Origin of the sequence: Halomonas tibetensis, assembly GCF_042643535.1 — a bacterium.
Lineage (GTDB): Bacteria > Pseudomonadota > Gammaproteobacteria > Pseudomonadales > Halomonadaceae > Halomonas > Halomonas tibetensis.
Map to the genome: position 1 here is coordinate 226,644 of NZ_JBHRSQ010000008.1, position 11,708 is coordinate 238,351.

The 11,708-nt window shown below is 64.4% G+C and carries 13 protein-coding genes; 9 read left to right on the forward strand and 4 right to left on the reverse strand.

Annotated features, from left to right (window positions below):
* The first annotated feature begins 4 nt into the window (after positions 1 to 4).
* From moaC to ACFODV_RS06105, 4 genes are all read left to right on the forward strand, one after another.
* On the forward strand, positions 5 to 847 hold the full coding sequence (moaC, locus tag ACFODV_RS06090) for a cyclic pyranopterin monophosphate synthase MoaC (RefSeq protein WP_379756185.1): 843 nt from the start codon (positions 5 to 7) through the stop codon (positions 845 to 847).
* Between the two features lie 4 nt (positions 848 to 851).
* Positions 852 to 1,331: a molybdopterin synthase catalytic subunit MoaE gene (gene moaE / locus ACFODV_RS06095; protein ID WP_379756188.1), complete on the forward strand. Its 480-nt coding sequence runs from the start codon at positions 852 to 854 to the stop codon at positions 1,329 to 1,331.
* A 35-nt stretch (positions 1,332 to 1,366) separates the two neighbouring features.
* Positions 1,367 to 2,359 (forward strand): GTP 3',8-cyclase MoaA, encoded by a 993-nt coding sequence (moaA, locus tag ACFODV_RS06100; RefSeq protein WP_379756311.1) that lies wholly within the window; start codon positions 1,367 to 1,369, stop codon positions 2,357 to 2,359.
* A gap of 177 nt (positions 2,360 to 2,536) precedes the next feature.
* Positions 2,537 to 2,827: an H-NS family histone-like protein gene (locus tag ACFODV_RS06105; protein ID WP_379756191.1), complete on the forward strand. Its 291-nt coding sequence runs from the start codon at positions 2,537 to 2,539 to the stop codon at positions 2,825 to 2,827.
* 71 nt (positions 2,828 to 2,898) lie between these two features.
* On the opposite strand, the gene ACFODV_RS06110 is transcribed toward ACFODV_RS06105, so the two are convergent.
* Positions 2,899 to 4,509 carry a ribonuclease J gene (locus ACFODV_RS06110; RefSeq protein ID WP_379756314.1) on the reverse strand — a complete coding sequence of 537 codons (1,611 nt, stop codon included), beginning with the start codon at positions 4,507 to 4,509 and terminating at the stop codon, positions 2,899 to 2,901.
* A 240-nt stretch (positions 4,510 to 4,749) separates the two neighbouring features.
* Between ACFODV_RS06110 and purU the strand changes: the two genes are divergently transcribed.
* Together purU and ACFODV_RS06120 are read left to right on the forward strand one after the other, a co-directional pair.
* Positions 4,750 to 5,604, forward strand: a complete 855-nt coding sequence (gene purU, locus ACFODV_RS06115; protein ID WP_379756194.1) for a formyltetrahydrofolate deformylase — start codon at positions 4,750 to 4,752, stop codon at positions 5,602 to 5,604.
* A gap of 33 nt (positions 5,605 to 5,637) precedes the next feature.
* Positions 5,638 to 6,309 (forward strand): energy-coupling factor ABC transporter permease, encoded by a 672-nt coding sequence (locus ACFODV_RS06120; protein WP_379756198.1) that lies wholly within the window; start codon positions 5,638 to 5,640, stop codon positions 6,307 to 6,309.
* Between the two features lie 26 nt (positions 6,310 to 6,335).
* On the opposite strand, the gene dinB is transcribed toward ACFODV_RS06120, so the two are convergent.
* Together dinB and lexA are read right to left on the reverse strand one after the other, a co-directional pair.
* Complete coding sequence (gene dinB, locus ACFODV_RS06125; protein ID WP_379756201.1) at positions 6,336 to 7,385, reverse strand: DNA polymerase IV; 1,050 nt, start codon at positions 7,383 to 7,385, stop codon at positions 6,336 to 6,338.
* A 32-nt stretch (positions 7,386 to 7,417) separates the two neighbouring features.
* Entirely contained in the window at positions 7,418 to 8,068 is a 651-nt protein-coding gene (gene lexA / locus ACFODV_RS06130; protein ID WP_379756204.1) for a transcriptional repressor LexA, read from the reverse strand.
* Positions 8,069 to 8,355: 287 nt separating this feature from the next.
* On the opposite strand from lexA, the gene ACFODV_RS06135 reads away from it, so the two are divergent.
* The 3 genes from ACFODV_RS06135 (at position 8,356) to ACFODV_RS06145 (ending at position 10,755) form a co-directional block, all read left to right on the forward strand.
* Positions 8,356 to 9,021 carry a TetR/AcrR family transcriptional regulator gene (locus ACFODV_RS06135; protein WP_379756207.1) on the forward strand — a complete coding sequence of 222 codons (666 nt, stop codon included), beginning with the start codon at positions 8,356 to 8,358 and terminating at the stop codon, positions 9,019 to 9,021.
* A 107-nt stretch (positions 9,022 to 9,128) separates the two neighbouring features.
* Positions 9,129 to 10,139 (forward strand): beta-N-acetylhexosaminidase, encoded by a 1,011-nt coding sequence (gene nagZ / locus ACFODV_RS06140; RefSeq protein WP_379756210.1) that lies wholly within the window; start codon positions 9,129 to 9,131, stop codon positions 10,137 to 10,139.
* Between the two features lie 37 nt (positions 10,140 to 10,176).
* Positions 10,177 to 10,755, forward strand: coding sequence for a hypoxanthine-guanine phosphoribosyltransferase (locus ACFODV_RS06145; protein ID WP_379756213.1), 579 nt, complete (start codon positions 10,177 to 10,179; stop codon positions 10,753 to 10,755).
* Positions 10,756 to 10,772: 17 nt separating this feature from the next.
* Here ACFODV_RS06145 and ACFODV_RS06150 read toward each other — a convergent pair whose 3' ends face one another.
* Positions 10,773 to 11,624, reverse strand: a complete 852-nt coding sequence (locus ACFODV_RS06150) for a prepilin peptidase (RefSeq protein ID WP_379756216.1) — start codon at positions 11,622 to 11,624, stop codon at positions 10,773 to 10,775.
* Positions 11,625 to 11,708: the final 84 nt, after the last annotated feature.

Sequence of the window (11,708 nt, forward strand, 5' to 3'; positions counted from 1 at the left end):
GACCATGTCACTGACCCATCTCAACGCCCGCGGCGAAGCCCATATGGTGGACGTCGCCGACAAGCCGGAGAGCCGTCGGGAAGCGAGCGCCTCCGGGCGCATCACCATGCTGCCAGACACCCTGGCGCTGATCGCCGAGGGCGGCCTGCCCAAGGGCGATGTGCTGGCCACGGCGCGCATCGCTGGTATCCAGGCTGCCAAGCGGACTCATGAGCTGATCCCTCTCTGCCACGCCCTGGCGCTGTCGAAGGTGGCCATCGACTTCGCCCTCAACGAAGTGGAGAGCTGCGTGGAGGTCACCGCCACCTGCCGGCTCAACGGCCGCACGGGCGTGGAGATGGAGGCACTCACCGCCGTCTCGGTGGCCTGTCTGACCCTCTATGATATGTGCAAGGCGGTGGACAATGGCATGGTGATTGACGCGATTCGCCTGGATACCAAGACCGGCGGCAAATCCGGCAGCTATCACCGAGGAGGCGGTATTGGCGAGACAGCGGATATGACAGTCGTCACCGGCGCCGAGGGTCCCATTGTTACCGGCCAGGGACACGATGGCCAGGTGGCCGTGGGGAGCCGCTGTGATATCGCCTCGCCCTGTATCCGCGTCAAGTGTCTGGCGGAACTGCGCGAACGGCTCGGTATCGGCGAACTTTCTGTACCGCTCTCCGATCTGGCTCGGCACGATGTTGGCGGCCTCAAGGTAGCCCTCAAGGCCCTGGACCCGCGCTTGGCGGGCCTCGATGAGGGGCGTGTGCTGTGTGCGGTAAATCAGGTGATGGCCGGGGATCACACACCGATCACTGATGATGACGAGGTGGCCTTCTTTCCGCCCGTCACGGGAGGCTGACTGCATGGCTGATGACACCGAACGTTATGACTCGACCATTCGCGTGCAGGAGGCGCCCTTCGATGCCGGTGTCGAACAGCATGCGCTGTTGGCCGGGCGCACCGATATTGGCGCGGTGGTCTGCTTCACCGGCCTGGTGCGCGACTTCAACGAACGCCCGGAAATCAACGCCCTGACCCTGGAGCACTATCCCGGCATGACAGAGTCGGCGCTGGCAACCATCGTCACCGAGGCTCAGGGCCGCTGGGCTCTGGACGGCGTGCGCGTGATCCACCGCATTGGACGACTGGCCCCCGGAGACCCTATCGTATTGGTAGCGGTGGCCAGCGCCCATCGACGAGCGGCCTTCGAGGCCTGCGATTTCATCATGGACTACCTCAAGACCCGCGCTCCCTTCTGGAAGAAGGAGCACGCCACAGAAGGTGACTACTGGGTCGCGGAGCGCCACTCCGACCACCAGGATGCGAGCCGCTGGAAGGCCTGATTCGCGCAAAATCACGAGGGATGGCAATGACAACACTGCCCCAGGAACTGATCGACGACTTTGGCAGGCGCGTGCGCTATGTGCGTATCTCGGTGACTGACCGCTGCGACTTTCGCTGTGTCTACTGCATGAGCGAGGAGATGACTTTTTTGCCTCGCGCCCAAGTGCTGACCCTGGAAGAGCTCGCCCTGGTGGCTCGGGCTTTCATCGAGCTGGGGGTAGAAAAGGTGCGCCTGACCGGCGGCGAGCCCCTCGTTCGGCGGGATATCGACCAGCTGGTTGAGCAGATAGGTGCGCTGCCGGGGCTTCGCGACTTCGCCATGACCACCAACGGTGCGAGCCTGCCGAAATTCGCTAGACGGCTGCGCGAGGCGGGGATGACACGGCTCAATATCAGCCTGGATTCTCTTGATCCCGAGCGCTTTCGCCAACTGACCCGCACCGGCGATCTCGCCCGGGTCATCGATGGTATTCGTGCCGCCCGCGAGGCCGGTTTCGAGCGGACCAAACTCAACGCGGTGATTCTCAAGGGACGCAACGACGACGAGGTGATCGACCTGGTGACGTTCGCCCGCGATGAGGGGCTCGATATCAGCTTTATCGAGGAGATGCCCCTGGGCGACGTATCCGACCATCGCCGCGACGAGACCTATTGCTCTAGCGACGAGGTCCAGGCGCTGATCGAGACTCGCTATCCGCTCACTCCCACTACCGAAAGCACGCTAGGCCCGTCGCGTTATTTCCGCATGGCCGACAGCGACACCCGAGTGGGTTTCATCTCACCTCACAGCCACAATTTCTGCTCCACCTGTAACCGTGTTCGGGTCACCGTCGAGGGGCGTCTGCTGCTCTGTCTTGGTAACGAACATTCGGTGGATCTCCGCCGCGTGCTGCGTGCCCACCCGGGGGATATCGAAGCTCTCAAGCGGGCCATCGTGGAGGCTATGCCCCTCAAGCCAGAGCGCCACCACTTTACCACCGACGGCGATGTTCACGTGGTCCGCTTCATGAACATGACCGGTGGCTGAGAGCCCGCTTTCGCGTGACTTTCCCAAGCGTTCCTGGTGGTCAAGGCGGGCATTAATAGCCCGCCATTCTTTTGTATAATCGCATGGCTTTTCTTGCCAATCCGGCCAAGATGCATATACTTTCTTCGATAACACAAACGCAACATACGTCTCGTTTTTCGGTTCAGGAGGGGATCCATGTCCAGCGAATCCTTGGAGCGTATCGCTCGCAACAAGAATGTCGCTCGCGCCGCCGCACGTCAGCTCAGTATGGAGCAGCTCCACAAGCTCTCCGAGGTGATCGAAGAGGTGATCGAGCAGAAAAAAGATGAAGAGCGTCATCGCCAAGATGAGGAGCTGCAGAAGGAGCGCAAGCGCTCCGAGATCCTCGAGGCTATCAGCGAGGCCGGTCTCTCCGTCGACGACCTGGTGCTCGACCCTCCTCGCCGCAAGCGCGGCCGTCCGCCGAAGAACGCCACCAAGACCTGAAGGCCCTGCGCCACGTCCCAAAAAGCCGCTCATCGAGCGGCTTTTATGCTTCGGTTATCCCACTCAGCTGTTCATCCCAGCTCGGTCGCCGAGGGCGCCTCAACGGCCAGGATTTGCAGGTGAATTTCCGGTAGGCGGCGTAGGTGATTGGCAAACCAGCCCACCAGCTGCGGCTGAAGCGCCAGGCGCAGCTCAGCCAGGGTGTCACCTGACAGCGATTCCAGTACTTCGTCAATCCAGTCGCTGAAAGCCTCTTCATCGATGGGGCTGGACTGGCTGGCATCCAGCATTAGCCGGCCGATACGCGTCCAGCCGCCTTCGCCGGTGGCAGTGACAGAGATCGCCAGATACAGGCTGCCATGGCGCGGCCCGGGCCTGTTGCCGGTCAGGCCAGCCAGCGGCGCCACGGCGTTCTGGCTTACGATACAGGGCGGCTGGGGGTGGCGGGCCTCTAGCGTCAGTCCCTCGGCATCCAGGCGTATCAAGTCGCCGTTAACTGGCGCCAGCGGTGCTTGAATTCCTAGCGATTCGGCCAGTTCGCAGTGGGCCCGCTGGTGGCGCGGCTCACCGTGAACCGGTAGCAGGTGGCGCGGCTTCACCCAGCCGTAGAAGGTGCGTAGCTCTTCCTGAGCGGGGTGACCGGAGGCATGCAGCTCCGGGTGGTTGAACTCGTCGAGCAGGGTCGCGCCCAGCCCCCTGAGACCGTTCTTGAGCCGCTCGATCATCAGCTCGTTGCCGGGAATCGCCTTGGCCGAAAAGATCACGCTGTCCCCCGCGCCCAGTTCCATGGCGTGATGGCGGCCGCGGGCCAGCCGGCTGAGCGCCGCACGGGGCTCGCCCTGGCTGCCGGTGGCGATCACGAGTACCTCGTTGGGGGGCAGGTAGCCGAGATCTGATACGGGAACCAAGGCAGGGAAGTCGTCCAGATAGCCCAGGCCGCGGGCCACCCCCACCATGCGCTCCATGGAGCGGCCCATCAGGCTGATCCGGCGGCCGGTGCGTTGGGCAGCACGACCGATGGAGAGCACTCGCGACAGGTTGCTGGCGAAGCAGGAGACCACCACGCGCCCCTTGCAGTGGGCGATGGTGTGCTCCAACGCCTGGGCCACCTCGCCTTCGCTGCGCGAGTGTCCCGGCATGGGGGCGTTGGTGGAGTCGCCGATCACCAGATCTACCGGCGCGATGGCGCGGAAAGTGGCCGCCGACATTGGGTTGCCGATCAGTGGCTCGGGGTCCAGCTTCCAGTCGCCGGTGTGCAGCACGCGGTATTCCCCGGCGGCCAGCAACAGAGCGCAGCTCTCGGGAATGGAGTGGGTCACAGGCAGGAAGCGAAGGGTAAAGGGGCCGGTCTCCATAGCTTCGCCAGGTTCGATGACCCGGATGGCGTCGGTGGTAAGGCCCCGCTCAACAAATTTTGCGCGCAGTAGGGCGGCGGCTAGCGGAGTGGCCCAGATGGGGCAGCCCCACTTAGGCCATAGCCAGGCGGCGGCGCCAATATGGTCCTCGTGCCCGTGGGTAATGATCAGCGCACGAGGGCGAATGCCCAAGGGAGTCAGGGTGTCCAGGTTAGGCACCTGGAGGGGGCTGTCGGGTAGGTCCTGACGTATCATCATCCCGCAGTCCACCGCGACCCACTCTTCTTCCTGGTCCCTTTCACCGTAACCATAAAGGCTCAGGTTCATGCCGATCTCGCCACAGCCTCCCAGCGGCAGGAAGTGCAGGGGAGGACGACGGCGAGGGCGAATCTGAACTCTGGGCTGTGGCATCGGGGGAAGTGGGCTCGGAAAGTGTGCCTTCACTATACGGGATGGGCCCGGGCAGCCACAACGCGTGCCGCTTCACGGGTGCCGGAACCCCCTGTTTTCGCTACACTGTCAGCCTGTACGCCTAGACGTTACTCCCAACCCAGCCAGAGTCACCTCATGTCACACTACTATCGCCTGGTGGTCTCGTGCCCCGATCGGGTGGGCATCGTTTCACGGGTGTCCGGATTCATCGCCGGCCATGGCGGTTCCATCACCGAGGCGAGCCAGCACTCCGACCTGGAGACCGGACGCTTCTTCATGCGCTACGTGATCCTGGCCGACTCCATCGGCATGCCCCCCGAGACGTTGCGCGAGGCCTTCGCCCCCATCGCCGAAGCGTTCGACATGACCTGGGCGCTCACCGATACTCGCAATCGCCCCAGGGTGGTGCTGATGGTCTCGAAGGAATCCCACTGTTTGGTGGACCTGCTCTACCGGTGGACTGCCGGCGAGCTCGACTGCGATATCGCCGCGGTGATTTCAAATCACGAGACCATGCGCGGCCTCGTGGAGTGGCACGGCATTGCTTATCATCACGTGCCGGTAAGCCCCGACGAGAAGCAGGTCGCCTTCGACGAGGTCGTGCGCCTGGTGGATGAGGTCCGGGCCGACTGCGTGGTGCTAGCCCGCTATATGCAGATCCTGCCGCAGTCGATCTGTGAACGCTATGCCGGTCGTGTGATCAATATTCACCATAGCTTTCTGCCCTCGTTCGCCGGGGCCAAGCCCTACCATCAGGCCTATGAGCGGGGCGTAAAGTTGATTGGCGCCACCTGCCACTATGTCACCGAAGAGCTCGACGCCGGCCCGATCATCGAGCAGGACATCCACCGGGTCACGCATTGCCACACCCCTGGCGATCTTGTGCGCTTCGGCCGCGACGTGGAGAAGTCGGTGCTGGCACGCGGGCTGCGCTGGCATCTGGAGGATCGCGTGCTGATCCACGGCAACAAGACGGTAGTCTTCGCCTAATCGGGCAAGCAGTGTTACGACGAGAGGCACTTCATGTCATTTTCTCAAGCGGTGATCGCCCCCTGGCTGCTGATGCTCTGTGGCCTGGTGTCGTTTCTGCTCTACGGCCTGGCGCTGGCCCAGCGACCCTGGAGAGCACTGCTCGCGGATACTGCGCTGCAACACCGCTGGCTTGCCGCCACCGTGGCAGTGCTATTGATGTGGCAGCTGCGCGCCCAGGCGGTGGACTGGCTCTCTTTGCACCTGATGTTCACCGCGCTGCTCACCCTGGTCTTCAAGGCCCCGCTTGCGCTCACTTCAATCCTGATCGTCAACCTCGCGGCGGTGATTACCGGTCGCGTCGACTGGCCGCTGCTGGGCGTCAACCTGCTGGTCACCGGGGTGATACCGGCGCTGGTCACGGTGCTGATCTGGCGACTCGTGGACCGCCGACTGCCCGATAACCTGATGGTCTTCATGTTCGTCTGTGGCTTTTTTGGCGCTGCGCTTTCGACGCTGGTCGCAGGCTTAGCGGCGGTGGGGCTTATGGCTCTTGGCGCCAGTGACGCCCACGCCCTCTACCAGGCCATGGAGTACGCTCGCTTCCTGCCGCTGTTGATGCCCTCCGAGGCCTTCATCACCGGCATGCTCATGACCATTCTGCTGGTTTATCATCCCAACTGGGTCGCCACCTTCAACGACCACCGCTATATCGATACCCAGTAGCATCGGCTAGTGTTTCGCACACCACATCAGCCGATCGGCAGCGTCAGCTGGCGGCGATGAGACTCCGGTAGCAGGCGGGCGCCGACGCCGAGCAGGCGAACCGGGCGGCGGCCACGTTCCCAGGCCTGTTCGAGAAGGCGGGAGAAACTCTCGGGGGAGGGGGCCAGGCCGCGGCTCTCCAGGGTGGTCAGGCTGAAGTCGTCGAAGCGCACTTTCACCACTACCCCGGCCAGGGGAGGGTGACCGTGGCGGGCGATGCGCTCCTCTAGTTTCTGGCAAAGCGGCGCCAAGGCCTGGCGGCAACTGGCGAGATCGGGCAGGTCCTGGGCAAAGGTGCTCTCTACGCTGATTGACTTGCGCTCGCGCTCCAGGCGCACCGGCCGCTCATCGATGCCCCGGGCCAGCTCGAAAAGCCGCTTGCCAAACTTGCCGAAGGCCTCGAGTAGCCGCTCCAGCGGCACTTCGCCCAGTGCCGCACAGGTGGTAATGCCCATGGCATCCAAGCGGGCACCGGTGGCGGGCCCCACGCCGTGGAGCTTTTTCACCGGCAGCGCCTGCAGGAAATCCTCCATGCGCTCCGGGGTGATCACCGTCAGGCCGTTGGGCTTTTCCCAGTCGCTGGCTATCTTGGCCAGGAACTTGTTGGGCGCCACCCCCACGGAGAGGGTGATGCCGGTGCGCGCGAGGCTCTCTTCCTTGAGCCAGCGGGCCATCCAGGTGGCGCTGCCGGAAAAGCGCTCCACCTCACTGACGTCGAGGAAGGCCTCGTCCAGGGAGAGGGGCTCCACCAGAGGAGTCAGCTCATGGAAGATCGCCTGGACCTGCTGAGAGACGTCGCGGTACTTGTCGAAGTTGCCGGGCAGCAGGGTGAGGTGGGGGCAGAGGCGCAAGGCTCGGGCCGTGGGCATCGCCGAATGGATGCCGAAGACCCGGGCGGGGTAGTTGCAGGTGGCGATGACCCCGCGTCGCTCGGGACTTCCACCGATAGCCAGCGGCAGTTCCGTGAGCGCGGGGTTGTCGCGCATTTCCACCGCCGCGAAGAAGCAGTCGCAGTCGGCATGAAGGATCTTTCTCATGGGGCAAACTCGGTAAGGGCCCTTGTCGGCGCCTACCCCAGTGCCTGGCCGCTGCCGCCGCGAATCACGCCCACCCCGATGCCCTCGATCTCCAGCGCTTGATGGCGCAGGTCTACCTCGATGGGAGCGAACTCTGAATTCTCGGCGCTCAGGGTGACCACGTGTCCGCTGCGCTGGAAGCGCTTCACGGTTACCTCGTCCTCCAGGCGCGCTACCACGATCTGGCCGTCGCGCACCCGCTCGGTGCGGTGCACGGCAAGCAGATCACCCTCCAGGATACCGACATCCTTCATGGAAAGGCCGCGGACCCTAAGCAGGTAGTCGGCCCGGGGCGTGAAGTACTCAGGGGGCAACGGGCAGTAGCGATCGATATGCTCGGCGGCTAGGATCGGGCTTCCCGCAGCCACTTCGCCGATGATTGCCAGCCCCTGCAGCGGGGCATCGCCCTCAGCGACGGGTTCCTGCTCCTGGGCGGGTAGGCGTATGCCGCGGGAGGTGCCTGCGATCATGCGGATGGCGCCCTTCTTCTCGAGCGCCCGCAGGTGCTCTTCGGCGGCGTTGGGAGAGCGGAACCCCAGGGCCCGGGCAATCTCGGCCCGGGTGGGCGGATAGCCAAGGTCCTGGAGGGTCTTGACGATAAAGTCATAGACGTTTTGCTGGCGCTGGGTGAGGGGGCGTGCCATGCGACCTCCGAGGCGGAATCGGCGACTGGGTGAATACGTTAGTGATCAAGTATACAGCATGTTATTCCATCCAGTAATGGGTGTTTTGCTGGCGCCCACCAGAAGCCTCCGTCGCGCTGATAGAAGTAAGGCTTCGTTTAAAACGCGTTGTCCCGCCGGGCATTGAGAATGGTGCTTCGGCTGGCTTACAATTCATTTTACGTTTGAAACACCTGTTTATGACCGGGATTCTTATCGGGACTCTATATCGGGACTTTCTATCGGGACTTTTTATCGGGACTCTCCAAATGGCCCAGACCGACACCGTCACCCGCATCCTTGATACGGCCGAGGTGCTGTTCGCCGAGCGTGGCTTCGCCGAGACCTCGCTGCGCACCATCACCAGCAAGGCCAAGGTTAATCTGGCCGCGGTGAACTACCACTTCGGCTCAAAGAAATCGCTGATCCAGGCGGTGTTTGCCCGCTATCTTGACCCCTTCACCGAGCGCTTTCACCGCGCCCTGGACGAGCTCCAGGCTCACTACGGCGACGAGGTGATCCCCCTTGAGGAGCTGCTGGAGACCATGGCGCGCAGCGTGCTGGAGGTGCCTGCGGAGCGCAACAGCCTCAAGGTCTTCATGCGCCTGCTGGGGCTCGCTTACAGCCAGGCCCAAGGGCACCTGCGCCGCTATATTCAGGAGGAGTACGGCAGCGTCTTTACCCGCTTCACCGAACTGGTTCGCCAGGCCACTCCCGAGCTTCCCGATGCCGAACGCTTCTGGCGCCTTCACTTCATGCTCGGCACGGTGATCTTCACCCTCTCCGGCCTTGACGCGCTCCGCGACATCGCCGAGAAGGATTATCAGGAACATGTCACGGTGCGCGATCTGATCCGACGCCTGCGCCCGGTGGTGGTCGCCGCCATGCAGGCTCCGCTGCCGACGCCGGTTACGCTGGCAGCCCAGGAAGCCTGAACGGTGCTTGATTGCCATGGGCGCCGGCGGCGCTGTCACTCCCGCTAGCGATGCCCTAGACTCTTGTCCCTTTAAACTCTTACCCCTTTCATGCCATGGAATCGATCATGCCCACGACCCTTGGTCCGGTGATGCTTGACCTGGAAGGTACCGCCCTCACTGCCGAGGAGCGCACGCTGCTGGCACGTCCCGAGGTGGGAGGGGTCATTCTGTTTGCCCGCAACACCGAATCGGCGGAGCAGGTGCGCGAACTGAGCCTGGCGATTCGCTCGGTCCGCCCGGAGCTGCTGCTGGCCATCGACCAGGAGGGTGGCCGGGTGCAGCGTCTGCGCCAGGGCGTCACCCGGTTGCCGTCCATGGCGCGACTGGCGGCGGGCGTGGCCCGCCATCCCGAGGTCACCCGGCGGCTCTGCCAGGACGCCGGCTGGCTGCTGGGTATGGAAATGGCCGCCTGCGGCTTGGATCTGAGCTTCGCTCCCGTGCTCGACGTCGACGACGGCACGTCCACGGTGATCGGTGATCGCAGCTTTTCCGCCGACCCCGAGATCGTTGCCGCCCTGGCCGGCGCCTTCGTCAACGGCCTGCACGAGGCCGGCATGGTGGCTGTGGGCAAGCACTTTCCCGGCCACGGAGGCGTAGCCGCGGACTCCCACCATGAACTGCCGGTGGACCCCCGCCCGCTGGAGGTCCTTCGCCAGCGCGACCTTGTGCCCTTCACCCGGCTGGCCGGCCGCCTGGACGGCATCATGCCCGCCCACGTGGTCTATTCCGCCTTCGATTCCCGCCCTGCCGGTTTCTCGCCGGTCTGGCTTGGTCTGCTGCGCCAGAGCCTTGGCTTCAAGGGCGTGATCTTCTCCGACGACCTGAGCATGGCCGGGGCCGCCTCTGCCGGCAGCCCCGGCGAGCGTGCCCTCGCGGCGCTGAATGCCGGCTGCGACATGTTGCTGGTGTGCAATGACCGTGCCGCGGCAACCGATGTGCTCGACGCTTGCCGTCAGCGCCCCGGTGTCAGCCGCCTCACCCGGCTGCGCTACGGCCGGGCCCGTCCGGTGCTCTCGACGCTTACCGCGCTCTCCCGCTGGCGCCGCGTCCACGCCCACCTCGAGGCCCTGGCCTGAGCCCTCTGCCTTTTTTCTTCGACCGCGAGCCACCGTAATGCCCAAACTCGATGCCGATCTTCACCCGTCCCTTGCCGACATGCGCGAGGTGATGGACAGCGCCGACTGCCTGATCACCCAGGAGGCCGTGCAGCGCGCCCTGGACCGCATGGCCGCCGAGATCACTCGCGACCTCGGCGAGCAGCTGCCGGTCTTCTACTGCGTGATGAACGGCGGCCTGATCACCACCGGCCACCTGCTGCCGCGCCTCGGCTTCCCGCTGGAGGTGGACTACCTGCACGCCACCCGCTATCGGGGCGGTACCCGCGGCGGCGAGCTGTTCTGGCGCGTCTCTCCTGAAGTGCCCATGGCCGGCCGCCACGTGGTGATCGTCGACGACATCCTCGATGAGGGCGCCACCCTGGCCGCCATCCTCGCCTACTGCCGCGAGGCCGGCGCCGCCAGCATCTCCACCGCGGTGCTCGTCGACAAGCAGCACGACCGCAAGGCGATTCCTGACCTCAAGGCCGACTACTGCAGCCTGGAGGTCGCCGACCGCTATGTCTTCGGCTTCGGCATGGACTACAAGGGCTACTGGCGCAACGCACCCGGCATCTTCGCGCCCCGGGGCATGTAAATACGGGATGGTGGGGATTACAGCAGAAAGAACTGCCCATACACCGCCATGAGCGGCTCCCCGGCCAGCAGGGCCACCCAGCCGGCCAGCGCCAGATAGGGCCCGAAGGGCATCGGCGCGCCGCGCAGCCGCGGCATTGCCAGCTGCACCAGGATGCCGATGATGGCGCCGATCCCCGCGGAGAGGATCAGCAACAGCGGCAGATACTGCCACCCCATCCAGGCGCCGAGTGCCGCCAGCAGCTTGAAGTCGCCGTAGCCCATGCCCTCCTTGCCGGTGATCAATTTGAACGCCCAGTAGAAGCTCCACAGCACCAGATACCCCGCCATGGCGCCGATTACGGCACTCGGCAGAAGCAGCGGCTGGAACAGCAGCTGGTAGAGCAGCCCCGCCCACAGCAGCGGCAGGGTAAGAAGGTCCGGGAGCAGTTGGGTACGCAGGTCGATTACCGCCATGGCCAGCAGCGCCAGGCAGGCCCCCAGCACGAAGAGACCCTGCCAGCTCGGCCCGAAGAGTGCCACCACGGCCAGTGTTAGCACTCCGCCGGCCAGCTCCACCAGAGGATATTGGGGACTGATGCGTGTGCCACAGCTGGCGCAGCGCCCGCGGCGCTTTAGCCAGCCGACCACCGGCAAGTTGTCGTGCCAGGCGATGGGCGTCTCGCAGCTGGGGCACATCGAGCGCGGCGTGGCCAGGTTGAAGCGGGGCTGCTCCTCGGCGGGGAGCTCCAGTGCCTCCCGGGCCTCGGCCCGCCAGCCCAGCATCAGCATTACCGGCAGGCGCACGATCACCACGTTGAGAAAGCTGCCCAGGCACAGACCGATAAAGGCAGCCAGCGGCCAGAGTAAGAGAGGGGGCAGGTCTAGCAAGAAGCGCTCCTAGCAGTTCATGCCGATGTGTTTTCCATCGGGGGCGTTAAACGTTGAGTATTACTTCATCGCCATAGTCGACTC